Origin of the sequence: Fulvitalea axinellae, assembly GCF_036492835.1 — a bacterium.
Taxonomy (GTDB): Bacteria; Bacteroidota; Bacteroidia; order Cytophagales; family Cyclobacteriaceae; genus Fulvitalea; species Fulvitalea axinellae.
This window is the reverse complement of sequence record NZ_AP025314.1, coordinates 4,273,101-4,299,028: the sequence shown is the minus strand read 5'-3', so window position 1 is coordinate 4,299,028 and position 25,928 is coordinate 4,273,101. Positions and strand designations below refer to the sequence as shown.

Below are 25,928 nucleotides of genomic sequence, written 5' to 3'. Positions count from 1 at the left end.
AATGTAGGCATTGTTGCGGAATCTGTAATAGATAAGATTTTTCTGATGTAAAATCGCCGGGCCTTTTTCCCTTTAGTTCGCCTTATCTTATATTTGTTTTAGGTGCCCAAGCCGGAAACTGCATGTGTGGAATCGTAATTTTCGGTAGCCTATAAATCATTTTTTCGGAGCTCGTTCGTTAATGAGAGGCGGCGGAATATTACCTCCGTTTTACCTATAAAGGCAGTATGCGTTTAAAGAAACTCTGGGATTTTTATATCACCAATCGACGTTGGTTTGTCAGGGGCTTTTTGGTCTTGCTGGTGCTTAATGTCCTGGGTTTTTTAATGAGCCCTAAGGAGGTGCAACGTGATACGGACCGGTTCGCTGCCATTGTTTTTATTCGTGATGACCGGAACATTGCGATGAGGTCAAATATGTTTCGTCAAGAGTTTGAAATTTGGAACGATGGCACAATAGCGATGCTCAACCAGCGCGAGGTGCCTTTTAGGGAAGTTTGGCGGAATTATGGACAAATGAAGCGCCTGCGTTCGGAACTTGAGATCCTGTATTTTGAACAAAGGCTCCGTTATCTCGAATTTCAGGAAATGGAGGAACACCCTCTTAGACTTCGTATAGTGATGCGGAGTTATTTTGATTCTCTGGATTCCTATTCGGCGGCCGAACGACATCTGCGGAACAAAATTCGACGAAGGAAGGCCTTTTTGAAAGACGCCGACAAGGCTTTGGAGGAAATCGTGGATTTGGAGCAGGCAACCAAAGACAGAATCAGGGAAGAGCGAACGAGGGAAAAGTTTTTACGCGACAGTCTGCTTTTGGCAAGCAAGCACGCCGATACTCTGCAGATGAAAAAAATAATGGATAAGCTGGGGCAGGAAGCCGAAAACACAAAACCTAAAGAAAAGGAGGAGGCCGAAGCCTCCCAAACTCAGTCTTCGTCCTCAGGGTAGGGGATAAAGACAAAGTTGTTGAATTCGCCGTCCACTACGAACAGGCAACAAAACTCGTCGATGTCTTTGTACGCTTTTTTGAAATCCTCGACTCTTTCCGACTCTATTAGCTTCAGCTGGACAAACTCCTCAAGGTACGAAGCGTTGAAATTCCAAGCGATAGCCACATCCTCTTTGGCCAACAGCAATTCGCCGATAGGCAACACGGATTTGCTCACCGGGAAGATCGGATATTCGAAGCCATGCTTTTTGATCTGGTAGGCCGCGTCTTTAAGCGTATGAGCCACCACCGCAAAGTCTTTGGTGATGGTTCCCAGATATTTTCCGTTAAGTTCGGGACTGTTTTGCATCGTTGTTTGGGTAACGGTCTTGGGTATTAAGTATCAAGTATAAGGTGCTGAACTCCCGAAGGGTTTTACCTAATACTTAATACTCGATACCGAATACCAAAAACATCTTACTTTTTCAATTCTAACAGAACGACATTTTCCACGTGGTGGGTATGCGGAAACATGTCGACGGGCTGTACGGCTTTTACCTCGTATTTTTCGGCCAAAAGGGCCAAGTCGCGGGCCTGTGTGGCTGGGTTACAGCTAACGTATACGATTCTAGGCGAAGCCATCTTCAACAGCATATTGATCACCTTTGGGTCCATGCCGGCGCGTGGCGGGTCGGTGATTACCACGTCGGGCGTGCCGCCGTGTTTGGCCACCAGTTGGTCGGTGAGCAGGTGCTTCATATCGCCGGCGTAGAAGCGGGTGTTCTTTATGCCGTTGATCTCCGAGTTCACTTTGGCGTCCTCGATCGCCTCCGGCACGTATTCTATACCGACAACCTTCTTGGCGCGTTTGGCTACGAAGTTGGCGATAGTGCCCGTTCCTGTGTACAGGTCGTATACCAGCTCGTCGCCTTTAAGTTTGGCAAAGTCACGGGTAACTTTATAAAGCGTGTACGCCTGTTCCGAATTCGTTTGGTAGAAAGATTTCGGACCTACTCGGTAGGTGAGGTCTTCCATCGTTTCGCGGATAAATGACTCACCGTGGTAAAGGATTACGTCTTGGTCGTAGTACGAGTCGTTTCCTTTTTTGTTGACGATATAATTGAGCGACGTGATCTGGGGGAACTCGCTTTTGAGGAATTCCATCACTTTGGTCATCATCGGCTCGTCGTCGCCTGCTACCAGAAGGATTACCATCAGATCGCCGGTGTTGGCCGTGCGGATTACTACGGTACGCAACCAGCCGTTGGTTTCGCGGAAATCATAGAAAGGAATATTCTCGTTTCGGCAAAACTCGACCAATTTCAGGCGGATGTCGTTCGACGGGTCCGGTTGCAGGTAGCAGTGGTCCACGTTGATCACCTTGTTGTATTGGCCGGGAATGTGGAAGCCGAGTCCACGGGCTTCGAGTTGCTCTCCGTTGGAGGCGTTCAATTCCTCGGTAGTAAGCCAACGCTTGTTAGCGAAAGTGAATTCCAGCTTATTACGATAATACTTCGTGGCCTCCGATCCGATAATCGGCGACACTTCCGGAAATTCCAACTTGCCGATACGCTCGAAGTTATCCACCACTTGCTGGCGTTTCCACTTCAACTGGCGGTCATATTCCAAATTCTGCCACTTGCAGCCTCCGCACAATCCGAAATGCGAACAAAACGGCTCGCTACGGTATTCGGACTCTTTGTGGAATTTGATCGGAAAAGCCTCCATATAAGACTTCTTGTTCCGCTTTACGCGAACGTCGACCACATCGCCGGGGACGGTTTTTTCCACAAAGATTACCTTGTCCTCGTGATGCGCAACGCACTTGCCTTCGGCGGCAACTCGCTCGATCGTGAGGTTCTCTATTACGAAATTTTTCTTCCTTGCCATATCAACCCGCAAATTTGCGTATAAATACCTTTCTGCACAAGGGTTTGTGCCAGAGGATGGTTACAGGTTAGTAACACGAACAATCTGTAATTGTGAAATGCGATTTGAAAGATTAGGACGGGTTTTGGGAGAGGGATGAAATTAACAACCCAAAGTGAAGTTTGAAAAAGGGTGGGATATGCGTCAGGATCCGTATGGAACCTCTCCCGTGATCGCTAGGGAAAGTACGGACCCTGAGTGCCGGAATATTTGTTATTGATTCCGCATATCCTGTTTTAAATTATCGCTAAAACGAATTAACAACTTTATTGTGGCTTTTCCATAAGTAAGGGCAAAAACATTGAGGAGATTGGCCGTTTTCGTCCAGACAGAGGTTTGGATACCCTGCTTCGGTTCTTGTGCCATGGAAAAGTTTAGAGTAGAAATTTCGTTCGCTTTGTCTTTTTCATTTGGTAATAACATGGTCTAAACGTTTCGCACGACCAACTATTGTTGATCACATTATATGTCTTTCAATGCGTGTGGGATAGTGACTGAGGCGTTTTGTTAAAAACCGATCCAGTCCAGCTCCACTTCTCCGGTTCCGGAATATTTGATATAGATATCTCGCTCGCCGTTTTTCACCTTTTTCCAGGTTTGTTTCAGTTTTGGTGAGTTTGGATGTGACGATCGAATTTTGAATTTGCCAAGAAGTCTTCCTTCGGGGCTTCCTTCCCTGAATTCCAGCGTTCCGTTGGCGTTTATGGCTGTTAGCGAAGCTCGGATCTTTATAGGCTTTTCAAACCGGACGTTAGCGAATTTTATCCAGCTCCCGTTTTTGATATTGGTTAAAACAAAACCGTTTTTTCTAGTTCCCCGCTTTTTTATGCCTTCCGATATTTCGGTAAACCATTCGGCTTCTATCCTGTCCCATGAATCGTTGTAACGGCCTACGCCGTATGTGGCGTGTTTGTCCATAAAATCAGTGTCGGTTACGATCTTGCCGTCATCATCGATATGGCAGTAGGAGATTACGCATTCCCGGTATTTGTAACCTCGCCGTAAGTAGTGGCACCAGATATGATAAAATTGTCCTTGCCACTCAAAGAAACTGCCGTGAGCGTATTCGTTTAGATTGTGGCCATGCCCTACCGCACCTACGCTTTCGTAAGGTCCGTATACATTTTTAGACACGGCATAGTCTCTTCCCCAGCTAAGGTAATAGCAGTCGCTGTGTTTGAACAGATAGTTTTTGTCCATCCAGTATGGAGCCTTTTTCCACGATTCGCCATTGATCTGTATAGGTTTGGGCTGTTCCGCCACCGATATCATATCGTCATTCAACTTTGCGATATAGAAGGCGTCGGTTTTGTCGCCGTATACAATATAGGGCGTTTGGTTTTCGTCATCATCAACAAAAAGCGTGGGATCATGCAAGGGGCTTACCAGCGCTTTTCCTAATGGATCCTTAAACGGTCCTGTTGGCGAGTTGGCCACCATGACACCTACACCACGTTTACGGTCCGAAAAGTAGAAGTAATATTTTCCGTTTCGGCTGGAAGCGTCTCCGGCCCAACAGTCTGGGCTGTCGTCTGCCATGTAGTTGTCTTTTGGGGAGATTGTGCCTTTGTGTGTCCAATTCACCAAATCCGTGGTGGCGAATATCCGCCAGTCTTTCATTACCCACGTTTTGTCTTCAGGCGATGCGTCGTGGCCACTGTACAGATAAATCGTGTCGTTGAAAACGCGTACGTGAGGGTCCGACATTCCGATGTCTTTGATAATCGGGTTTTGGCAAAAACCGCTGGCGCTTAGGGTAGCGATAAAAAAAGTTAATAAAAAATGTCGCTTCATAAATTCATTCTGTTCTGGTCCGGTATGTAAAAATAATTTTATTGATACAAAAAGCAAATTGAGTTCATAGCTCATTTGAATTTTTACCGGAAAACGTCTGATTTGCCTTATGCTGTTTTCAATGTTTTCGGGAGAAGGAGTCTGTTGAAAATGCCGTCGCCAAATGAACCTTTTTCTGTCGGACCTGTTGATTGTCCATGTAATAAATAGAGGGAAATCGGGCTTTTAGTTCGGCTTCTGACTAATGAAAAAAGGGAAAGATGAGGGGACAGATTCGGATTTGGACTAAGCTCTGGTTATCGGTTTTGGCTTTGCCGTTGGTATTTGCGGTAGGTTGTTCTAACGATGACGATGATGACGGTACGCCAGGAGGTGTGGGGACAACCACCCAGCTGACAGAGGACCAGAAAAGGATTTTGGGAGAATGGAAAAACGAGATTCAGGGCTATGACTCGGAATGCAAGGTTGCGGTGACGGAATATTATGAGTTGGATTTCTCGGGAGCCGGACAGTTTGAGGCCAGTTATTCCCAAAAATCCGACGATGTGGGCATAACTTGCGACGATTCGGAAAATGAGCAAGGCACATTTGGCCTAAATGTCGTGACTGCCGCTGAACAAAAGGAATGGGCCGACGCTTTTCCGCAAATCACGGTTAAGTTGGATTATCAGCTTATAACGAAAACGACACAGGAGACGGACACTGCCTACGTACAGTTTCTTGACCCGGCGACACAAGGCGGTGTTACGGAGATTCGCTTGTTTTATGATGATGACGGGGACAAATCTTGGCTGGATTTGAAAAAGCAATAATTGGTACAATGCCCCTTGCTCAGTGTGGCGCTAGGCTGGGGGAATTGTTGTAAAATAAGAAAGTCCCGTTTGGTGCATGAACGGTTATTGGTTGGACCCCGCTCCGGTTTTTGGACGCGGGGATTTTTTTGCTTTTTTCACTCCGTTCAAATTAATATTCTGCCGACAAACAGGAAAAAGGGCCGATTAGTGATCATTTGGGCTTTTGCCTATGGTGTTCTCTTGTCAGAATTAATGAGAATGATGTTTTATCGGGTTTGGGTAAGACAATTCAATCGTAAAAATATTAATGAAATGACAAGATTTAGATTTCTATCATTATTTCTCGTGGCGTTTGTTTTTTGGTCATGCTCTTCAAACGATGACGAAATATCGCCAGCCCAACTTGGGGGAACTTGGGATGTCAAAAAGTTCGAGAATAAGATGAATGTTTCCCTGAAGGTTGCCAGTATCGAGAAGGAGGTGATGTCGCTTGATTTGAATGGAAAAGACATCGATTTAGTGATGGAATTCGGGAAGGACCCCAATACTTACTCTTTGGATGGCAAGATCAAGATAGTGGCCGAGAACTTGAAGTTGGCGTCGGAATTCGAAGGAATGGAAGACCAGTTGGATTTAGACGATTTAACAGACGGTATGGAAGGGGAAGGGACAATAAGCGAAAAGGGAAGGTGGACGTTGGCCGATAAGCTATTGACCTTTAAGGAAGATAATTCTGGAAATGGAAACGTCGATTTCGGAGCTATCTTCGATAAAGATGCGAAGTTTACGATTAAGAGCCTAACTCCCGATATGTTGGTGTTGGAAATGGAAATAAAAAAATCTGAACCTGCGGATCTGGGAGAGGTGGTAGCGGCCTCAAATACGACGATAACTCTGGTCCGGAAAAAATAAGGGTTGTTATAAGCGTGAACAAATTCGGTAACCGGTGCGTGGCGCTGGTTTTTTATGTTGCCCCCTCTGAATGTTTTGAGGCAAAAGTTGTCATTTTCCAGCTTCCCAATACTCTTTACAGAAGAAAACCGGTATGACTGTTTCTACCGAGCAAGGCGACAATACCTTTCTTTTTTACTGATTTTGAACGCCTATTTGTGCGATTACTATCAAGCGTTTCTATTTTTCAGATCAAAGATTAGCTGAGTTTGGGTTGCTACTTTTGCATTACAATATCACAGAGTGGCCTGTGTGAAATTACTTTGTTACCGGGTGTATCTCTGTTTAAGACATTATTGGGCCAGTCAGTTGACAGAAAGCTCAGCGCTCAACATTACTAAGAACGCTTTGAGGGCAAAGCGTTCTTAGTAATGTTGAGCGTAACGACTCCCATCGTGCTGGACCGGATTTATAGCGATAAAAAGTAGCTGGCTTAATCGTTTCCGGTCCAGCTTTTTTACAAATCAAAGCGCAAGCCGAAACGGTGCCCCCACCAGTATGTTTGAAGAGGGCTGTCGCTGATGCCTGATATCAGGTACGCTTTTTCTCTTTGGGTGTTGAGTAATGTGGGTAGTTCCTTATTGTCTCGCCATTGGCCATTCAGCGATAAACCGCCGAAAAGTTGCCATGATTTTCCGATTCGGTAAGATACTGTCGGAGTAAAGCGTCCCCATATGTTTGGGCCATCAACGGTTTTTTCGTCAGACGTCACCCGTCCACCCAATAGTTCCAAATTTACGCTTACCTTCTTTTCGGCCCTGAGTTCAGTGCCGATTCCGTATTGTAATGTCCAGATATTTTCTCTACTTCCAGGTAGATATCCGATACCAAAGATATTGTAGAACTTCCTGACGCCCGTACGGAAATTCAGACTGGCCTGTCCCAATTCATCAGTCGAAAGTTCGAAAGTTTTCAGGCCGTCTTTCACAAAAGAGAAGAAGCCGATAGCGGCGCCTCGTTCGTATTTTTTGGCCAAGTTTATCACACCGATTTGTAAGCCCGCCACAGTGTCTGCTAAGTTAATGGGGGCTATTTGTATTCCGTCGGTTTTACCGGCGAGATTCAAGCCGCCAGCCACTTGGAATCCGTCGGTTTTTCTGGAAAAATTCAGTCCAGCGGCTATTCTACCGCCTTCCCATAGGCTGTCTGCCCAGTTCATACCCGCGGCAATTTGCATTCCTCGGCCACTTTGACGGGCATGGTTGAAGCCGGCTGAGATTTGCGCTCCCTGGTAATTGCCTCGCGCAAGGTTAAAGCCGGCGCTGATTTGGGCCCCTGTGAATTTAGCGTTTGCGCTGGCCCGGTTATGTATTGCGGAGAGTTGAAGCCCTTGCCCCCCTCCCGAATAGTTACCGCCTCCGCTAATCTGCGCTCCTTTTAGCATACCAGAGCTTGTATTGAGATAGGCAGCCAATTGTAAACCCCGTACTCCTTTTGAAGCGACATTGATCAGACCGGTGATTTGAGCGCCACGTAATCGCAACGAAGAAATATTGGTGACAGCGGAAAGTTGCAGGCCTTTGGTGTTTCCACCTACGATGTTAGCTATTCCCGCAATCTGCGTACCGCCTACATTGTAAGTTTCAATGTTTGCGATAGTGCCAAGTTCGAAACCTTCGAGACCGGCGGAATAGCCTACATATAGATTGAAGGAAAAGGTATTGTATTTTTCTCGATATTTTTTCCCGTTGGTACTAACGGAGGGAACCAATCCTAGCTGTATACCTTCAGGGATGATGAATTCCAGGCCTTTGCTCTTAGGTTGGTTTTGGGCTGGAGCAAAGAATTTTTCCCATTTGATTTGGCGTTTGTCAGACAGATTCAGTCGTACGTCAGACCCAATATTATGAGGCTTTACAGTGGCTAAGACGGGCAACTCCCTTTCCACCCGTTTCATTCCAACGGTAAGGGCTTGTGAAGATTTTAGAGTAAAATTTACACGTTTAGTCTGATAGCCATCTTTGGAGTATTCAAGGTTGAATAAATAATCTTGCGCAACGATACCGACGCTAAACATCCCTGTACTGTCCGTTTCAGCCAATGGCCCCAGCTCCAAGTCGGTGAGTAATACGCCGGCTAATGGTTTTCCGGTCTCCTCGTCAAGAACAATTCCTCGCAAGATATTATGTACGCTTCTCCCCCGTTTCTTCTCTCTGGCTGAGATAATTACCACATTATTCTTTACCCGATAGCTTACGGGCAATTGCCGAGTAATGTCGTCGAGGGCGCGTTGTACGGTGATTTCCGGATTTACCAGCGTGATGTTTCCGTTGATTTTGTCCAGATCGGCGGCGTTGTAGGCGTAGTCGAAGCCGGCTTTGGCGCTCATGTCGGCGAGGACCAGTTCCAAGGGGGCATCCGAGTAGTTTGCGTCGACTATTCGCTTAACGGGACGCCGGTGTTGCGCGTTTGTGGCGCCGATGGTTTGAAGAAGAAAAAATACGGCGAGTATACATCGCCTGAATGTATTGTAAGTTGTATCCGTATCGATCATTAGGATAATTGAGAATATGCAGTACAAAACAAAGCGTAAAGAAAGTGGCTTGGCGTTGTGGTTTGGATTCGAAACCGATTTCAACCCAACCAAACTCTTTACGCTTTACTCTATACCCTTTACTTTATAATATACCCGTCCGGAGTTTTTTCGATTTCGCAGTTGTAGGTGGCCATTATCGAATCCAACACTCCCTCTAACGTAGCGTTTTGGAACCTCCCTCCGAAAGTTTTATTGCGAAGCTCAGGGTTTTCGATAATGATTTTCACGTTGAACCGTGCTTCCAAATCATTGACTACTTCGGGCAAAGGAATTCGGTTGAAAGTCATCACGCCGGTTTTCCACGAGAATGCGTTTGGCGTAAGCATTTTTTCTTCCGAGAAATTCCCGGTCTTGGCTTCGTATTCGCCCTTTTCGTCGGCGGTCAGGATTAGGCCTTTTGGGTTTTCGCTTTTGTCTTTGGCCGAATAAACTTTCACACGGCCTTCTTCAACGGCCACAAGCGCTTGCTTAGGATTGCGTATATCCACCGAAAAACGTGTTCCCAATACCCGAACATGTACCAGCTTGGTGAGTACGGTGAATGGTTTGTCCGGATTTTTGGTCACGGAAAAGAAAGCTTCGCCGGAAGCCAACTTAACGGGACGTTCTTTTCCCGCGAATTTTGCCGGATAAGATAACACGGTGTTGCTGTTGAGCGTCACTTCCGAGCTGTCGGGTAACATATGCGTGAGCACTTCGCCCTCCGCCGTTTCTATTTTTACCCAAGCCAATTGGGCGGGTTGGGGACGTTGTTTCCCTAAAAACAGAATAGCCAAGCCAATGCAAAGCGTAAAACCCGCAGCTACGGCAGTCGCTACCCAAGGCTTCATAAAGCGACGGTGCGCTTTGGCCGGTCGGATTTTTTCCCAAGCGGTATCGGCGTCGAAGCTGGCCTCGGCGTAAGGGGCAACATTCTGGCTCTCTTTCCATATCAGCGTCAGATCATCCGCATATTTGCGGTTGTCTTCGCTTTGGTCCAGCCAAAGTTGCAGTTGCCGGAGCTCGTCGGGCGTGGCTTCCCCGCTGAGTTTCCTTATAATTAGTTCATCTATTTCCAATGCGTCCATGCTGTTACGCTCTTGTTCTTATTAGTAAGATACTTATGGGGCGCTTACCCCCCATTTATTTTTCCAGAAAATACCAAAGCCAGAGTAAAAGTACTGGGAGGCAGTCTTTTAGGCGGTCGCGCAGGAATTTTAGCGCACGGCCCATCTGGTTCTCCACGGTTTTGGGTGCCAAGTTCATTTTCTCGGCGATCTCTTTCTGGCGGAGCTGATCGAAACGGCTCATTTCGAAAATCCGTCGCCGCTGTTCGGGCAATTCGCTTACGGCTTCCAGTATGCGGGCCTGTATGTCGTTGCTTTTCTCCTCTTCGGGCCACACCTCATCGCTCATTTCTTTTTTTATCAGCTCGTGGTGTTTGGCGTGCAGGGTCTCCGAACGGATCAATCGCAAGCAGTTGAGCCGGACGGCGCCGTAGAGGTAAGACTTCAGCGATTCGCGAGGTTCCAGCGTGTCGCGTTTTTCCCAGAGTTTACAGAAAAGTTCCTGTACCACCTCCTCGGCAAGGTCTTTCGTCTTGAGGTGTTTCATGGCGAAAAGGCACAGGCTTGCGTAGTATTTTTTAAAAATATGCTCGTAAGCGCCGGCGTCGCCGTTTTTGAAGCGTTGTATCAGTTTTTTTTCAGTGCTATCCAATGTATCTCTCTGTTTTGTTGAGAGTTATAAGTGATTTCGCCATAGGGTTAGGGCGATGTTTTTTACGGAATTCAGATAGAGTTTTTCCGTTGGGGAGAAAAAATCGTGACAATTTTTTTCACGCCAAATGGGGGCTACTCGGTATTTGGGCATCATAGCGATGAATCCACAAATTTGGTATGAGTGCGTAAAACCGAGACTCATTTACGCATAAACATAAAATATAAGTTCGAGAAAGATGAAAAAGATATCGATAATTTTCGTGATGATGGTTTTCTCCGCTTTCCAGGCTATAGCGCAAGAGGAACCGGTAAAGGAAAAGAAGGGTGTGCAGGTGAGTTTTGGGTATCCAGTCGGGAGCGCAGGCCGAAATTCAACGGACTACATCAATAATTTCTCATTCAATATTCTGTACGGGATAAACGGTGGTTTGAATGGAGCCGAAATAGGAGGGCTAATGAATGTTAATGACGGAAATGTGAATGGTTTCCAAATGGCAGGCCTGATGAACATGAATTCCGGCAGAGTGAAAGGGGCGACGATCGCGGGCCTGTCGAATATCAGCCGGAAAGGATATTCAGGAGTAGTGGTAGCGGGTGTGTTAAACTATACTCAGGAAGCGTCAACAGGTTTGGGTTTCTCGCCTGCCAATATCTTGACCGATTCATTGACCGGTGCGCAAATAGGTATGTTCAACTACGCCGATAGAGTTAAAGGTTTGCAATTTGGTGCCTTTAATTATGTTAGGAATAGCGCTGAGGTACAAATTGGACACCTGAATTATACCAGAGAAGAAAATGGTGTGCAAGTGGGCTTATTCAATTTGGCCAGAAAAGGTGGTGGTGTGCAAGTAGGCTTGTTTAACTATCAGGGCGAGGGAGAAGATGGTACGTCGATCGGTTTGTTCAACATCGTAAAGGACGGATACTACGCCCTGGAAGTAAGCGCTAACGAGTCGATATTCGCCAACTTGGCTTACAAAATGGGTACGGAGAAATTCTATACCATCTTCACGGCCGGTTATTCTTCATACAACTCAAAACCCGTTTACAGCACTGGTCTCGGTTTTGGCGGAATGGTCAAATTGGCTGAGAACCAACGCTTGGCCATTGATGCAACGGCTAATAACGTGGTCTATGACAACAACTGGGATACGGATGACGATGGCATCAACTTGCTTAACAAACTTGACTTGAGCTACCGTTACCGGTTGGGGAAATTCAGCGCTTTTGCCGGCCCTTCGCTTAATGTTTATGTGACACGCCAGAAGGTTGATGGGCGCTACGGGACAATCAATATTCCATACACGCTAAACGACCATGAAAGCGATCACACGAAAGTGTTTATGTGGGTGGGCTTTAACGCCGGTCTTTCACTCAGGCTGTAATCTTTGAACCGAAAGGTAAGGAGCGGGCAAAGCGCCGAAAACCGATCTCGGAGCTTTGCCTCAAGTTCCTTTGTCATTCCGCATTTTTCACCGTAAAAAATCAAGCCTTATGATACTTTCTTTCGAAAAGACATTGGCCTTGGCCCGCAACAAAAAGATCATCAGCGCATTGCGTGACGGAATTCTTGTTTGGTCAATAGTTTTCTTTCTTTTGGTAAGCCCTTTGGGCGGATTCGCCGGCTTGTGGCTCGGATTTCTTTTGGGAAACACCGCGACGATGTGGAGACTGTTAGGGCATTGTTAGCCAAAAATCTATTTTGCGGTGTAGAGAAATACGGTGTTTGAGTTTTCGGAGAAACCGTACAGGGCGCTGGCCAGACGAGGATCGATCACCTTCATGTTTTTCACTTGATCGGGCGAAAGCTCCCCGAAATTCTTAACCGGTTTTCCGTCAACATATACGGGAGCTTTGGCCTTGGGCCTTTTTTTAGGCGTCTTCGTTTTGATCAATATCACGCCGTTTTTAGCTTCAGACCCGTAGAGTTCCTCACACTTTTTCTTATCCTTAACTACACTGAAATTTTGGATTCGCTCAGATTTGAGCTGATCGGATAGTGCTTGGTCCATCTTAATCCCATTCACTATATACAAAGTGGAGCTCGTAGAGCAACCGCCACAAGGGCCCGTTTTAGCCTGAGACGATTTTGGCTCCTGCTTTTCCGAAGATTGGGCGTAGCTGTTACCAAAAGTGAAAAGTAGCATAGCCACGAAAAAAAGTATTGGTTTCATGATTCTGTAGTTTTTAAAATTTCATAAATGGATTTGTATTAATTGTGTTATGTGTATGTAATTAAAACGCTTTTATCCAAAATACAGCATTTTTATGGATTATATTTCACTCTCTATGTAAGAAGAGAGTGAAGTGGGTGAGTTAATCTCACTGTGTTTCGTGCTTCAATTTTCCCTTTGTATTATGGTGGATGTTGATATGCGGAAAACCAAAAATACAGACCTGTTTGTAAAAGGATTGCAAAAAAACGGCCCTCCCAAAAAGAAGGGCCGACAGTAAAACATCTGAAAAAATAGATGGAGGAAGCGTTTGTTCTTTTAAAGCGTTTGCTTGCCGGTCGTACGCTTGATAAAGTCTACTTCGGCTTGCTTATACGGTTCGCCGTTTTCGCGGAAGATATCGTGGAACCATAACTTTGGCTCGTTCTCGAAAGGCTTTTGCCAGCTGGACCAAGGATAATTGGTCTGCGATTTTCCTGCTACGAATCCCCAGTTGTAAGCTACTACGTTATATTTTTTGAGTACGGGCATCACGTTTTGGAATGTGCCGTCGCCGTGGGGGCGAGCCATATATTCCGTACACACCAGCGGACGGCCTGATTTGGAAAGTTCCTTGATCGTTTTTTCGGTAGTGGCGGCGCTGGAGTAGCAGTGGAAATTGATCACGTCGGAATTCTCGTAGGCGAAACGGTCGATGGCGCTCATCTGCTCGATTTTCTTTCCTACCGATGTCCATACGTCAATGGAAAGCGGTTGTGAAGGGTTTACCTCACGGGCCCATTTGTACACCTTTTTCAGCAGACCGAGCGAATATTTGCGCTTGTTCGGAAGTTCGATTTTTTTGCCTCCGCCACCGTAGCTGTTGCCGTTGGTGTTTCCGGGTTCGTTGTACAAATCCCAGAATACCACGCGTTTGTCGTTGGCGTAATGTTTCAGGATTCCTTTTACATAACCTTCCAGTTCGTCCCAGCGGTCAGGGCGTTCCAGAATGTTCCTGCCTGGGCTTTGTACCCAACCGGAGTTGTGCACGCCCTTGAGTGGCGCGGGCTGTTTGCCCAAATTAGGATACGGATGCCACACGTCGTCAAGCAACACGAACATGGTGCGGATCCCATGCTTATCGGCGATCTTCAGGTATTTGTTGATCCTTTTTATAAAACCTTTTTGGTCCTGCTCCCACAGCATATGGTGCAGAAACACGCGCATGGTATTAAAGCCCAAATCCTCGGCCCAGCCAAGTTCCCTGTCGATACGCTCCGGATCGAAGCTGGCTTCCTGCCACATTTCCAATTGGTTGATAGCGCTGGCGGGCACGTAATTGGCACCGGCCATCCAGGGTTGTTTTGCGTACCAGTCGTTGATTCTCTCTTTGCTCCAGCGGTCTTGGGCATTGGCCGAAAATCCGAGGGCCAGCGCCAAGGCGAGAAGCGCGTAGCTAAAGAATTTCTTTGTCATGATGAGTAAAAATTTTGGATAAGCCGCCTAAGCCCATCAAAAAAAGCGAGATGGAATGGCGGATAGTTTGAGACGAAAATAAAAATCAGACGGATACGGACTGACCATGACAGTCTGTTGCCCCCTCATATTGTCGTTTTGCCCCCTAAAACGGATTAGGCGGACGGGATCCCCGATTTTTAGAAATACGGATTTCTTTGATTTGCGAGAGGTTACTGGAATTTGGCCCCGAACATTACATGGTCACTAATTCGGTTGGATTCGTCGAGTATAGCTGGTCTTATACGGGAACGTGGAGTTAACGGCTTCTTCTTTTTTTCTGAGGGAAAATAAGGGAGCTAATTTATTGGTCGGGCCGATTTATCGTTTTTTCAACCAAAACCAAATAAGTATGAGAAATCTGTTTCTAATTCTAGGATTCTTTTTGGTCGTAGGTGCTTCGTCTAGTACGGCGCAGTCAACCGAAACGAAATGGCTTTATTTCTATCCATCGTACGGCAGTACGGGGATTACTTTTTATAAAATCGAGGCGTACAAAGACAGTTCTGGGTTTTATACCGGTGTTACGGTTTCCGCATATGATTATATGGCTAATACCCTGCACCCAGCTCCTGACTTCTATTATACGTGTTATACGGGACCAAACGGTACTGGAACCCTGCTGACGATTGGTGCGTCAAATGGCGTAATGGGAACAGGGCCGGTGTCTTCTAGCTCTTGGAATAATTCCGGGGTGACGAGCTTCCATTTTGAATTGGAAGATTTTAATCTTGGACAACAAATCCAGTCAGTGATGTTTTACTGATTAGTAACTTGGGCCCGACCGATAACCATTCTACCTCCAGATTACTTAGTGAGCGCTTATGTATAAGCTTAACACCTTGTCTTTTTAGTCTTGATTTTTTATTCCCGATTTCGCCTTAAATAATAATAGTTCCCATTTTGAAGAAACTCATCTTGGCGTTTTCGACAAACTCGTCCCAAGAGGTATCCTTTTTAGCCTCACCGTTATATAGTTCAAGATAATATTCGGTAGGGTTCAACATCCCTTCTCTTGAGACCCAAAAAATAAAGCGCTTTTTCTTCGGATTAGGGTCAAGCTTTTCCAGACTGTCGAAATAACTAACGGATATGTTGGGGTTATTGAAGATGTCATGGAATGTCTTGCCTTTCTTACTGGAGGCCTTGGATTCATTCTTTGAATACTTGGCGGAGACTGTCCCGAAGATTACATCGGGATTAAAAATTCCTTTCTCGAAGATTTTGTGAAATTGCTCTTCCTTCGCAGATACTTTGATTACCCTCTTTCCAAATTTGTAAGTGACATTGTCAATACGCTCCACTTTTGGGTATAGCGGATACTCCGCCTTTGTGTAGTTTTCCGATTTAAACGCATCGGGCGAGGATTGGTATTTTCCTTGGGCTAGGGTAGTGGAGACACAAATAATAAAAAAGAACAAAGTGATTGTCGCTTGTCTCATAATCATAAAAGTTAGCGGTTAGAATATTAGTGTCTGATACAGAGAGACTGTTTAACGCCTCTTGCATGGCGCATAAGCACCCTGAAATGCCCATGCGCTATTCAAATTGTCGTGTGTTTCTTTAATTGTTATTGATAGTATTCATAAAAGTTAACCTCAGATTGTCGTAGTTTGCCTTTCAAAGTATAGCGTTTGACCCTTGTGGTTAGATTCTTCTTGTTCAATTCTTTCTTGTTTTTAAATCCTCCTCCTCCCGGGAAATCATTTTTATATATTGTCTCAATTTCTTGGTCATTTTCATCATATAAATAACTGAACTTTCGCTCTCCCTGCATTTGGGAGAGCGATTCTTAATGAATATATTTCAGGCCGACCGCAAGGCGTCAAGTTCTTCCATGGCAGCCTTTATCATCTTCAAATACAATTTTGATTTTATCGCAAAGTGATTCAGCTTCTCCTTAACCTTCAGTTTTTCCAGTTTTATGTAGGCGATCATGGAAGCGAAGATGTGGTTCAATTGGGTAATCTCCATCTTTGTGGGAGACTTGCCTAACATCGTGTTTTGCTTGAGCGACTTATGGAACTCCTCGACTTTCCACCGTTTTTGGTAGATCGCTACGATATCCTCGAAAGCCATGTTCTCCCCGTTGGTAACCAGCCATTGTTCCGCGGTCGACCGGTCCCTGTTTGTAAAGACTTGTTTGGCGAGCGTGACAGGAAAATCAACTCCCTTGACCCACACCCGCTTCACTTGACCGCTTTCAATAGGCGCATCCGAAACGTGAATGAATTTGCCCTCGTTTTTGTCCTTTTCGCTCATTGCTATATTCCTGTTGCTCTTCAGCGGGCAAACGAAAACCTTCTTGAGCTTGTAATGAATATACTTCAGCGTATCGCTGGCGGTGAACCACGTATCGAAAAGAATGTACCTGAAAACCAGTTTGTTCAGAAAGTTTAGACGGTGTAAAACTTCCAGTACCATCTCATTTTTCGTTTTCTCGCTTTTACGCTTTTCCTTCCCGTTCTTGTCTATGTATTTCACCGTCTTGTGGACGATCTCATAAGCGACCGGACAGTTAACCGTTTGTCCTTCCACGGTATTGCTCAGAAGAAAGTTAAGGGAGTTGATCCCTTTGACCGCTTTGCCTACAGTATGGTCGAAATGATAAGCTACGATGTCGTTTTCCGAGGAATGAGGCTTGTGGACAATGCAATCGTCGATACTCAAAACCGCCTCTTCGCCCTCAATACTCCTGGCGAAAGACTTCACCTCTTTCCAAAAAGCCTTTTGGTCCATGTCCGGTTGCTTGAGGAGGTCGCTGAAATAATCATGGGGAATCTGATTGTCCAAAGATGCTGAGAGCCCTGTTGAGGTGGCTTGCCCTCGACTGGCAATAAGATAATCCGTGTATAATTCAAATCCGTCTCTCCTTTTCATTTTTCAAAAATCGGTCACTTATCATATAATTTCCAAAATTGCAATAGGAAAGGCGAGCGAAAGGTCAGTAAATAACTTTCCGAAGCGGGATATTTTGAATTGACACTGGATTTATAGCGTATTAGACGTTTTTTACTGTCTAACTCGTATATACCTCGAGTTATTAATTTTTTGTCTTCGCCAAACTCTTCAATCGTATAAATCAAGCCGGTTTTATCAGCGGATAATCTAGTGACACGCTTTAAAGTCCCCCTTTCAAAATAATGTTCTTCATTAGGTTTGCTTTTAGGAATTATCGTCAGATACGGCCCATCACGCTGTTCAATCAGATTGTCCTTAGTGTCGTATACCCAAGTTGTTAATCCAATTAGTGTGTTAAAATTTCCATCGAATACAGATTCTTTTTTTATACGTCCAATAGAATCATATTCTGAAACAATACGCCGAAAACCTCTGCTGTAGAATCTTTTAATTTCGCTTAATTTACCCTTCTTATTATATCTGTGTATTTCAATCGTGTCGATTTTTACTGAATTTTGACCGTTTTTAAAAGTTTTGACTTCCAGGCATTTATAAATTGTTTTCACTTTGTTCAAGGCGAATTTCTTCTCCTCTTTCTTGAATCTTTTTTTGTAAGGTGTTTCCAGTAATGCTTGCGAATGGAGAGAGCTAAACGAAAACAAAATAAAGCCAAGAATATTTAACACTTTAAGTGCCTTTCTCATAGTTGAATTATGCATTTATTATTCGCGTTACAATCAATAAACGTAGTGCCGTCTGTTTTTTCCGCATGTATAGGGGTAAAAACGAAGCGTGCCTATTTGGCTTTGGGGGATTTTAGGGAAAAACGGGGGTGGTGATGTTGTTAGGGCGGTTTTTGGGTGGTTTTGGGATTTTGGGGGTGGAAAACGAAATGTGCCGGGATTACCGTTTTGGTATCTTTTTGGTATCATTTTGAGCGGTGGTTTTGGGGTGTTTTGCGGGGCTGTGGACGTTTTTTTACCGTTTGGCTGGGGAAATTACCGTTTTGGGGTACGAAACGGCCTGTAGGGCGCTTAAATGGCGTTTTGCGGGCCGTTTTCTTTTTTGCGCCGGACGGCAATGGCCCGCCGGCATAGTGTTTGGCCTTGTCTGGACGTGCCCCGGATCAGCCTCTCCGTGAATCGGCGCCTGTTTTTTTGCTTCTTCAGTTGCTTCTTCAGTTGCTTCCTCAAAATGCTGTTTTTTTAGGCGCTCAATAGCAGGTATAATGTCAAAAATCGACGTAAAAACACCGTTTTTTTACGGGTTAGAGGGGGTATAATGTCATAATAAAAAGCAAAAAAACCGCTTCCAATAGAGGTTATGGGCGGTTTTTTAGAGTTTAGAGCGTGGCAAAGTGTGCGTGTTGATTTTTTAGGACATTGAATTAAGGCGAATAGAAGCTTTTACGATAGCAAGAGCCCTAACCTTGCTTAAATGAATATCCTTTGGCTGATGGTATGTGTTCTGAGAGACAAGTTTAATGTAATCATCCCCCAAATCGGATTTTTGAACAAACTTAACAGACACATACTCTTCCCCGTCAACCTCAACAGAGATTAAATACATTTCCCCCCAAAACATTCCGTCTTTAAAGTTCTGTATTTGTTTGTAAGCTACAATGTCTCCGCTTTTAAGTAAGGGATACATGCTGTCTCCCATAACGAATACGGCCCCATCACATTTAGGCAAATTGGGGATCTTAATCGTGTCTATAACGGAAGGGGTTTGATTGGAGTCAAAAAGGTTAACTAAGCCCGCTGTTGCTTCAACACTATACAAGGGGATTGACTGCCGATCAACAGCGTTGTCTGATTTTAAGACATGAGGGTTTAGGATCATGGCCCCATCAGGAATATTGACCATTTCACCAGTGCCTGTTAAAAGCCAATTGGCATTTAGCTCAGGATACGTGTATAGTATTTTTGATATGTTATCTAGCGATAATGACCCTCTTTTTCTCCCTTTTCCAATTATACCGTTTGATATCCCTGCCTGAAGCGTAACTTTATTATCATTTAACTCCTTGTATTTAAAGAACTTGTCTAGCCTCTCGAAAAAATCTAGCATTATTGATATGGTTTTATTTGGAGGATTAGAATTATTGATATATAATTGTAAAGCAATAGCGATATTCGCTTTACGGGTAAAAGTAAAGATATGAAAAAAGTCAATTTGACCATGATAATGGGCCTGTATGTCATAACCGCAGTTTGTTTAGTCTTATGAATAACCTGTCGAATATCGATAATCCCAAGTTGAGTTTGATTAAGAACCTCTAAATGTATCAATTATGATCAGGAAGAAAATATGTATTGGTCGAGAGATCAGAGAGCAATTAACAAAGGAGTTTAAGGTAGGGAAACAGACAATTTATCATGCCATGAATTACTTCTATGACACTGAGTTGCATCGAGAAATTAGAAAGCGAACAAAGGAATTACTCTAAGTACATGACAAAAATAGCCCTGATAATCTCTCGATCTTCGTTTCGACCTTATTAATCAGAGCGTGGGCTATTTCCTCAAGGCCGTACGAGAAAAAGCTTTTCGCCCTTCTCCCGTGTTTTTTGATCTTGATCGGCTTCTCCTCATCGTGTTTGAAAATCCCGATATTATACGACCAGATAAACGCTATTGCTATGACACACAGCAACTTGTTTATCCTTCCGTAATCTTGTAAATGCGTATCCTCAAGGTTGAAGCCCGCACTTTTGAAGCCTCTGAACATGGTTTCTATCTGCCAGCGTTCACGGTAAATCTCCAAGCTTTCCCGAGTGTTTTTCGGAGACGCGAGGATCAAGTATTCGAGCTTTCCGTTCTCGATGTACTTCATTCCCGAAACATACACCTTCACCTTGGCGATCGTCACGGAAGTCGGATGAAAATAGGCGACTTTCAGCTTATGGGGTGCAAACAATCGCCTGGCGTTTACGAATCTTCCGCCACGCAATCCTATTAACGCGTTTTCCTTGATGCGGATGTAAAAAGGGATCCCGTGTTCCAGCAGGAATTCCCACCATTCTTCGCCTATAAATTCCCGGTCCGCCGTAATGTGTTCGATCATATCCGAACCGAACCATTCGATAAATTTCCCGAGTAGGTCTTTTCGTTCGGCTGTGCTCGAATTCCCCTTCTTGTCCCCAAGCACTTTCCATATCAACGGAATACCCACGCCTTTGTATACAACGCAGAGAAACAGCAAGTTGATGTTCCTTTTCCCGAACTTCCAGTTGGTCCGGTCAATGGCGATCCGGTATTTCCCTTTGACGGGAATCATCCTGATGATAAGCCGGGAAAAGCCCTCTTCCGGAAATTCGAATTTGGCAAAGAAACGCTGAATCCTCCTCATGTTGGACGTCACCGTAGCTCCCGAATCGTATCCTTCCGAAAGGTGTCTGAAACCAACCTTTTGGACTTTGATCAACGAGGTTATCAGGTAACAAAGCAGTTTTAGTCGGGCCTTATTCAGTTTCTTTAACTCGGGTTCACTGGTAATTAAGGTCTGTAGTTTTGTATATTCGAACTGGCTTTCCAATCGTTTTGCGGGTTTAAGTTTGGTCACTCAAAATTACGCAATGATTCGGAAAGCCATTTTTTGTCATGTACTGTGGGAATTACTACAAAAAGAAGTGGATGAAATAGTAATTGGCTTTGATGATAAGGAGTAATTATGTTTGAATTTTTTAATAACATATTATGCGTTCAGGCTGATTGGCTTTATGGAGATGGAGGTTTTATAACCTTTCGGAATTATATGAATCTACGATACCGGAAGCAAATAAACGTCCTGCGCCGGGGCGGAAACGGACGTACGGCTTTGGTTGAGTATGACAGTTTGCCGGAGCGGTTTCGGGTTTTGATTGAGGGGAAGTGCGGGAATCCGCATAAGACGATGCGCAGGAACCGGTTCAGCGATCTTTTGGAGCTGGACGTTGAGGCGAAGGCGTTTTTTGACACGTATACGCTGGAGAACGGCGGGGCTTTGCCGGAGAAGGCGAAGCTGGAGTATACGGCGAACGCGTCGGTGCTGAACGCGGTGAAGGTGTTCAGGGATAACCGGACTGAGAGGCGGAAGGCGCTGGGCGGTGGCCGTGGGCCTATGTGGGACAATTTGGCGAAGGTGATAGCGGAACAGCTTCCGAGGCATACGTGGCCCCATAGCCTGCCGAAGAACGGCAGAAGGCTGAGGCAGAAGCTCCGGGATTATGAAAAAGGCGGCTACGGGGCGCTGGTAAGCGGGAAATACGGGAACGCGAACAGCGCGAAGTTGACGGAGGAGGCCAAATTGTGGCTGTTTAGCCGGTGGGCCGACCGGGTGGAGCGCGTGACGTCGATGGCGCAACTGCACGGGGAGTATCTGGAGAAGGCCGAGGCGGAAGGCTGGCCGGCGCTGAGCGACGAGAAGACGATTCACAATTACCTGAACCAGCCGGAGGTGAGGGCGCTTTGGTACGGGCACCGCCACGGCGAGCTGAAGGCCAAGGAGAAGTACGGCTACCAGCACAGTACGAAGATGGCGAGCTGTAGGGACGCGCTCTGGTACGCGGACGGCACGAAGCTGAACTATTACTACTTGGCCGAGGACGGGAAGATAAGGACGGTGCAGGTGTATGAGGTGATGGACGCCTATTCGGAGGTGTTTTTGGGCTACCATATAAGCGATACGGAGGACTATGAGGCGCAGTTTTACGCGCTGAAAATGGCCTCGAAGGTGAGCGGACACCGGCCTTACGAGCTGAAGTTTGACGGGCAGGGCGGGCACGCGAAGCTGAAGGCGGGCAAACTGCTGGACAAGGTGGCGAGGCTGGCGATACGGACGAAGCCGTACAACGGCAAGTCGAAGACCATCGAGAGCGCCTTCGGGCGGTTCCAGAAGCAGTTCCTTAAGCGGGACTGGTTTTTCACCGGGCAGAACATTACGGCGAAGAGTCTGGAAAGCAAGGCGAATATGGAGCATATATTGGCCAACAAGGAGAACCTGCCGAGCCTGTCGGAGATAAAGGAGACGTACCGGAAACGCCGTGAGGAATGGAACAACGCCCCCCACTACGCCACGGGCGAGCCGAGGGCGGAGATGTACAGGGCGAGCCTGAACCCGAAGGCCAAGAGGCTGGAGCTGTGGGATATGGTGGACCTGTTCTGGATAGAGCGCCCCAAGGAGGTGACCTGTACGGCCAGGGGGATCAGCTTTACGGAGAAGAAGACGGAATACACGTATATGGTGCACGGCAAGGACCGGATGCCGGACGTGGAGTGGCTCAGGGACAATATAGACCGGAAGTTTACGGTGCGGTTTGACCCCGAGAACATGGACCTGATTTATTTGTATGAGCGGGACGCCGTGGGCTTGCGGTTTGTGACGGCGGCGGAGACGAAGCTGGAGGTGCACAGGGCCAAGCAGGACCAGGAGGAATTCGAGGCGCGGTTCTTCGCCGATATGAAAAAGCTGACGGACGAGGCAAGGATAAAGACGCGGGACGAGGCGGACGAGATATTGGAGGCCTTCGGGGCGCGCAACGAGGACTACGGCCTGAACGAGCCTAACGTGAAGGGCGTGGAGAACCGGAGGAAAAGCAAAAAGGGCAAAAAGGCGAAACGGCGCAAGGTGGAGAAGGTGACCGTGGGGCAAGTGGAAAAGGCGATAAGCAACGCGACCGAGGCCGGCGAGATTGATCTGTATAATCTGGTATAGGGGCGCGCGGAACGCGGGCGGTGGATTCGGAAAAAAAGTATTAACGATAATCTGGAAAGTTATGGGAATTAACAAGGAACAGGTGGTGGCGAAGCTGCGCCTGAAGGTGGAAAAGTACGGCTCGCAGAACAAGGCGGCCAAATCCATGAAGGGCGTGAGTCCGGCGATGGTGAACCTGATGGTTTCGGGCAAGTGGGACGGTATTGGCGAGGGTATGTGGCGCAAGGTGGCGGCGCATGTGGGGTGGACAGCGGAGGGATGGCAGGCGGTCAAGACCGGTGATTTTAAGGTGTTGGAGACGCTTTTGGAGAAAGCGCGGACGGAGAGTCTAGTGTTTGCCGTTACGGGAGAGGCCGGGACGGGGAAGTCTTTCGCTACAAGGCTGTACGCCTCGGGGCACAAGCGGGCTTACCTGCTCCAGTGCAACGAGTTTTGGAACAGGAAGTACTTTTTGATGGAGGCGCTGGGCGCTATGGGCAGGGATTCGTCGGGCTTGACGGTATCGGATATGATGGTGGAACTGGTGCGGGCGCTGAAGAAGGAGGAAAATCCGCTGATAATAATGGACGAGGCGGACAAGCTGAGCGACCAGGTACTGTATTTCTTTATCACGCTGTATAACCAACTGGAGGACCACTGCGGGATAGTGCTTTTGGCTACGGACCACCTTTCGAAGAGGATACGCAAGGGGCTGAAGCTGAACAAGAAGGGCTACAAGGAGATCTACAGCCGTGTGAACCGGAAGTTTATAGAGCTGAAGGGCGTGGGGATATCGGACGTGACGCAGGTGTGCATGGCCAACGGCGTGGATGACCGGGACGTGATCAGGGAGATTTTTAACGACTGCGAGGGCGACCTGCGCAGGGTGAAGCAGAAAGTCCGGGCTTACCGGCAGGGCGCCTGATACGGCGCTTGGGATTGTTTGGTATTTTTTTTAACCCGAGCATTATGGATGACAGGAAATTGCGCAGGGCGATGTCGGCAAGGGCACTGATGCGCAAGAAGTTCAAGGTAATGAGTTTTTCGGGGCCTTGGAAAGAGAGTTTCGGCGAGAGTCTGGAACCTAGCGGGGTGTGGATAGTGTGGGGGAATTCGGGCAACGGAAAGACAAGGTTTTGCATGCAGTTGGCCAAGTACCTGACGAGGTTCGGGAAGGTGGCGTATGACACTATGGAGGAAGGCGCCAGGCTGACGTTTCAGAAGGCGCTGGTGGATTCGCATATGGAGCAGGCCAAGGGGTTTGTGGTCTTGGACCGTGAGCCGTTGGCGGACCTGAAAGCGCGGCTGCGGAAGCGTAACAGCCCCGATATCGTGATTGTCGATTCGTTTCAGCATATGGGCCTTAGCAAGCCCAAGTACCTGAAACTGAAAGGCGAGTTCCCCGACAAACTTTTCGTGTTTGTAAGCCACGCCGAGGGCAAACAGCCCGAGGGGCGTTCGGCGAAATTCGTGAGGTATGACGCCGACGTGAAGATACGGGTGGAAGGCTACAGGGCCTTGCCCACCAGCCGGTACGGAGGCGGGAGGCCTTACGTGATCTGGGAAGAGGGAGCGGCGGATTATTGGGGTGAGGCGGAGTGAGTTGGTAAAGAGTACAGAGTAAAGAGTATTTCCACCTTAAAATATTCGGAAATGAAAATCGAAAAGAAAAACTGGCGGGACGAGCGTGGCTATGAAAACGGCTATATGGAGTTCTACGGGCTTAAGGAGGAAGACAAGGCGCACAGGGACGAGGTTGTGAGGGCGCTGTTGGAAGTGTTTCCATGGTTGCCCCTCCAGAAACCGAGACGGGAGATTGACCCCGAAGAGATATTGAGACGCATAAACAGAAAGTACTAATCGGAATAATGAAAACCACGACAGCAAGCGAAAAACGGAAACCGGGCAAGGCCGCGCGTGACGCGGAGGCTTTGAGGGTCCGGGAATCGGAATTGGTCTCGGCGCTGGGAATTGGCGCGGGGGTTCTGGACGATTTGTTTTTGGATACGGGGCTGGCCTTTGGCGGGCGGTTCGGCGGGGAGTGTTCGGTCTGCCGGGCTGAGGATATTTTGTATAAGGAGGACTTCGGTTTTTGGGGATTTTGGCGGAACCGCTGGGCTATGGCGCTGACCGATTTTACGGAGGCTTATATGGCAATGGAGGCGCTTCGGGCCTGTGGCGGAAAGGATGTGCCGGAATTTACGGAGGCTACGCTGAGGGTGTATATGGAGAACCGGCTGACGGGCGACCAAGAGACTTGGGGACGCTGGACGGCGAGAATGGAAAGGAGGTTCGGGGATGTCGGGTTTTAAGATTTTCTTTTCGTTGTGGGGCCGGATCAGCAAGCAGCGCGACTTGGGCGAGCGTGAGGAATTTATCGAGGGCATTACGGGCAAGCGGTCTTTGAAGGCTTTGGACAAGTGGGAATACGCCAAGGTAATGGACGAGCTGACAAGGATCGGGCAAAGCTTCGGGATTGGGACCGGGACGAAGCGCTGGGACGCCAAGGCGAACGGAATCCGTAGGCGGATTATCTCGAATTTTCACCAGATGAATTACGGTGACGCCGTGAAGGAGGCGAAGGTCTGGGCGGAGAAGCAGACGAAAATGGATTTCAACGAGATACCGCAGGCGGAGCTGAGCAAATTGGTGGGGGTGTCGGACAAGTTGGTGAGGCAGTACGAGGCTAAGCTAAGGGGTAAGTGAATTTGAGTTTTTAACCTATAAATTTTTATACGATGGAAGATTTTATGCAAAAGACGGCGGTCAGGTTTGTAGAGGGCCAGATAGAGAAGTACCGCAACTGTGAGCAGAAGGCTCAATTTCCCGGTAACAGGGAGGAATACAAGACCAAGCGGGAGAATATGACGGTGGTGCTGGATGTTTTGAGGGCCAGGGAGGAAGAGTGGAAGGAACTGAACGAATTGAAAGAGAGCCTGAAACAGGCGCGGGCCGACCTGGAGGAAACGCGGAAAGCTTACACTTTGGCCGTACAGGGGAACGAGGAGTTTGCCGGTGCTTAAAGGGTTTTTAAACAGTATTTAAAAGACGT

The 25,928-nt window shown here is 47.0% G+C and carries 28 protein-coding genes; 13 read left to right on the top strand and 15 right to left on the bottom strand.

Translation table 11 applies throughout. The annotated features are described in order from the left end of the window. The first annotated feature begins 227 nt into the window (after positions 1 to 227). Positions 228 to 950, top strand: coding sequence for a hypothetical protein (locus AABK39_RS16520; protein ID WP_338392441.1), 723 nt, complete (start codon positions 228 to 230; stop codon positions 948 to 950). Here the strand turns inward: AABK39_RS16520 and AABK39_RS16515 are convergent. From AABK39_RS16515 to AABK39_RS16500, 4 genes are all read right to left on the bottom strand, one after another. Next, a complete protein-coding gene (locus AABK39_RS16515; RefSeq protein WP_338392440.1) occupies positions 929 to 1,300 on the bottom strand; it encodes a hypothetical protein in 372 nt (123 codons plus the stop codon). The two genes, AABK39_RS16520 and AABK39_RS16515, sit on opposite strands and share 22 nt — an antisense overlap. Positions 1,301 to 1,407: 107 nt before the next feature. After that, complete coding sequence (gene rlmD, locus AABK39_RS16510; RefSeq protein WP_338392439.1) at positions 1,408 to 2,820, bottom strand: 23S rRNA (uracil(1939)-C(5))-methyltransferase RlmD; 1,413 nt, start codon at positions 2,818 to 2,820, stop codon at positions 1,408 to 1,410. Between the two features lie 252 nt (positions 2,821 to 3,072). Further along, positions 3,073 to 3,282, bottom strand: a complete 210-nt coding sequence (locus AABK39_RS16505) for a hypothetical protein (RefSeq protein ID WP_338392438.1) — start codon at positions 3,280 to 3,282, stop codon at positions 3,073 to 3,075. An 84-nt stretch (positions 3,283 to 3,366) separates the two neighbouring features. Next, positions 3,367 to 4,653 carry a family 43 glycosylhydrolase gene (locus AABK39_RS16500; protein WP_338392437.1) on the bottom strand — a complete coding sequence of 429 codons (1,287 nt, stop codon included), beginning with the start codon at positions 4,651 to 4,653 and terminating at the stop codon, positions 3,367 to 3,369. 260 nt (positions 4,654 to 4,913) lie between these two features. Here AABK39_RS16500 and AABK39_RS16495 point away from each other — a divergent pair, with 260 nt between their 5' ends. Continuing rightward, the gene (locus tag AABK39_RS16495; protein ID WP_338392436.1) at positions 4,914 to 5,465 is read left to right on the top strand and encodes a hypothetical protein; all 552 of its coding nucleotides are present in this window, start codon (positions 4,914 to 4,916) and stop codon (positions 5,463 to 5,465) included. Between the two features lie 294 nt (positions 5,466 to 5,759). Beyond that, complete coding sequence (locus AABK39_RS16490) at positions 5,760 to 6,359, top strand: hypothetical protein (protein ID WP_338392435.1); 600 nt, start codon at positions 5,760 to 5,762, stop codon at positions 6,357 to 6,359. Positions 6,360 to 6,855: 496 nt separating this feature from the next. Here the strand turns inward: AABK39_RS16490 and AABK39_RS16485 are convergent, their stop codons facing one another. The 3 genes from AABK39_RS16485 to AABK39_RS16475 all read right to left on the bottom strand — a co-directional run bounded on the left by AABK39_RS16485 (position 6,856) and on the right by AABK39_RS16475 (position 10,632). Beyond that, positions 6,856 to 8,892, bottom strand: a complete 2,037-nt coding sequence (locus AABK39_RS16485) for a peptidase associated/transthyretin-like domain-containing protein (protein WP_338392434.1) — start codon at positions 8,890 to 8,892, stop codon at positions 6,856 to 6,858. 119 nt (positions 8,893 to 9,011) lie between these two features. Next, a complete protein-coding gene (locus tag AABK39_RS16480) occupies positions 9,012 to 10,001 on the bottom strand; it encodes a FecR family protein (RefSeq protein ID WP_338392433.1) in 990 nt (329 codons plus the stop codon). A 55-nt stretch (positions 10,002 to 10,056) separates the two neighbouring features. Further along, positions 10,057 to 10,632 carry an RNA polymerase sigma-70 factor gene (locus AABK39_RS16475; RefSeq protein WP_338392432.1) on the bottom strand — a complete coding sequence of 192 codons (576 nt, stop codon included), beginning with the start codon at positions 10,630 to 10,632 and terminating at the stop codon, positions 10,057 to 10,059. Between the two features lie 238 nt (positions 10,633 to 10,870). Between AABK39_RS16475 and AABK39_RS16470 the strand changes: the two genes are divergently transcribed. After that, positions 10,871 to 12,019, top strand: coding sequence for an LA_2272 family surface repeat-containing protein (locus AABK39_RS16470; RefSeq protein WP_338392431.1), 1,149 nt, complete (start codon positions 10,871 to 10,873; stop codon positions 12,017 to 12,019). Between the two features lie 109 nt (positions 12,020 to 12,128). Further along, entirely contained in the window at positions 12,129 to 12,323 is a 195-nt protein-coding gene (locus tag AABK39_RS16465) for a hypothetical protein (protein WP_338392430.1), read from the top strand. Positions 12,324 to 12,331: 8 nt separating this feature from the next. Here the strand turns inward: AABK39_RS16465 and AABK39_RS16460 are convergent, their stop codons facing one another. Continuing rightward, complete coding sequence (locus AABK39_RS16460) at positions 12,332 to 12,808, bottom strand: hypothetical protein (protein ID WP_338392429.1); 477 nt, start codon at positions 12,806 to 12,808, stop codon at positions 12,332 to 12,334. 318 nt (positions 12,809 to 13,126) lie between these two features. Beyond that, on the bottom strand, positions 13,127 to 14,263 hold the full coding sequence (locus AABK39_RS16455; protein WP_338392428.1) for a cellulase family glycosylhydrolase: 1,137 nt from the start codon (positions 14,261 to 14,263) through the stop codon (positions 13,127 to 13,129). A gap of 391 nt (positions 14,264 to 14,654) precedes the next feature. On the opposite strand from AABK39_RS16455, the gene AABK39_RS16450 reads away from it, so the two are divergent. Beyond that, a complete protein-coding gene (locus AABK39_RS16450) occupies positions 14,655 to 15,068 on the top strand; it encodes a hypothetical protein (protein WP_338392427.1) in 414 nt (137 codons plus the stop codon). A gap of 115 nt (positions 15,069 to 15,183) precedes the next feature. Here the strand turns inward: AABK39_RS16450 and AABK39_RS16445 are convergent, their stop codons facing one another. The 6 genes from AABK39_RS16445 to AABK39_RS16420 form a co-directional block, all read right to left on the bottom strand. Continuing rightward, on the bottom strand, positions 15,184 to 15,744 hold the full coding sequence (locus tag AABK39_RS16445) for a hypothetical protein (protein ID WP_338392426.1): 561 nt from the start codon (positions 15,742 to 15,744) through the stop codon (positions 15,184 to 15,186). Between the two features lie 364 nt (positions 15,745 to 16,108). After that, positions 16,109 to 17,182: an IS701 family transposase gene (locus tag AABK39_RS16440; RefSeq protein ID WP_338392425.1), complete on the bottom strand. Its 1,074-nt coding sequence runs from the start codon at positions 17,180 to 17,182 to the stop codon at positions 16,109 to 16,111. 14 nt (positions 17,183 to 17,196) lie between these two features. After that, positions 17,197 to 17,907 carry a hypothetical protein gene (locus AABK39_RS16435; RefSeq protein ID WP_338392424.1) on the bottom strand — a complete coding sequence of 237 codons (711 nt, stop codon included), beginning with the start codon at positions 17,905 to 17,907 and terminating at the stop codon, positions 17,197 to 17,199. Between the two features lie 330 nt (positions 17,908 to 18,237). Then, complete coding sequence (locus AABK39_RS16430; RefSeq protein WP_338392423.1) at positions 18,238 to 18,396, bottom strand: hypothetical protein; 159 nt, start codon at positions 18,394 to 18,396, stop codon at positions 18,238 to 18,240. 181 nt (positions 18,397 to 18,577) lie between these two features. Beyond that, positions 18,578 to 19,273 carry a S24 family peptidase gene (locus tag AABK39_RS16425; RefSeq protein ID WP_338392422.1) on the bottom strand — a complete coding sequence of 232 codons (696 nt, stop codon included), beginning with the start codon at positions 19,271 to 19,273 and terminating at the stop codon, positions 18,578 to 18,580. Positions 19,274 to 19,648: 375 nt separating this feature from the next. After that, positions 19,649 to 20,767 (bottom strand): IS4 family transposase, encoded by a 1,119-nt coding sequence (locus AABK39_RS16420; protein ID WP_338392421.1) that lies wholly within the window; start codon positions 20,765 to 20,767, stop codon positions 19,649 to 19,651. Between the two features lie 330 nt (positions 20,768 to 21,097). Between AABK39_RS16420 and AABK39_RS16415 the strand changes: the two genes are divergently transcribed. From AABK39_RS16415 to AABK39_RS16385, 7 genes are all read left to right on the top strand, one after another. After that, the gene (locus AABK39_RS16415) at positions 21,098 to 22,897 is read left to right on the top strand and encodes a hypothetical protein (protein ID WP_338392420.1); all 1,800 of its coding nucleotides are present in this window, start codon (positions 21,098 to 21,100) and stop codon (positions 22,895 to 22,897) included. 61 nt (positions 22,898 to 22,958) lie between these two features. Next, positions 22,959 to 23,801: an ATP-binding protein gene (locus AABK39_RS16410; protein WP_338392419.1), complete on the top strand. Its 843-nt coding sequence runs from the start codon at positions 22,959 to 22,961 to the stop codon at positions 23,799 to 23,801. 44 nt (positions 23,802 to 23,845) lie between these two features. Beyond that, entirely contained in the window at positions 23,846 to 24,478 is a 633-nt protein-coding gene (locus tag AABK39_RS16405; protein WP_338392418.1) for a hypothetical protein, read from the top strand. A 51-nt stretch (positions 24,479 to 24,529) separates the two neighbouring features. Then, positions 24,530 to 24,736 carry a hypothetical protein gene (locus AABK39_RS16400; RefSeq protein WP_338392417.1) on the top strand — a complete coding sequence of 69 codons (207 nt, stop codon included), beginning with the start codon at positions 24,530 to 24,532 and terminating at the stop codon, positions 24,734 to 24,736. Between the two features lie 8 nt (positions 24,737 to 24,744). Further along, positions 24,745 to 25,188, top strand: coding sequence for a hypothetical protein (locus tag AABK39_RS16395; RefSeq protein ID WP_338392416.1), 444 nt, complete (start codon positions 24,745 to 24,747; stop codon positions 25,186 to 25,188). After that, positions 25,175 to 25,582, top strand: coding sequence for a hypothetical protein (locus tag AABK39_RS16390; protein ID WP_338392415.1), 408 nt, complete (start codon positions 25,175 to 25,177; stop codon positions 25,580 to 25,582). Before AABK39_RS16395 ends, AABK39_RS16390 begins: the two co-directional genes overlap by 14 nt. Positions 25,583 to 25,614: 32 nt before the next feature. After that, positions 25,615 to 25,899 (top strand): hypothetical protein, encoded by a 285-nt coding sequence (locus tag AABK39_RS16385; protein ID WP_338392414.1) that lies wholly within the window; start codon positions 25,615 to 25,617, stop codon positions 25,897 to 25,899. Positions 25,900 to 25,928 lie beyond the last annotated feature (29 nt).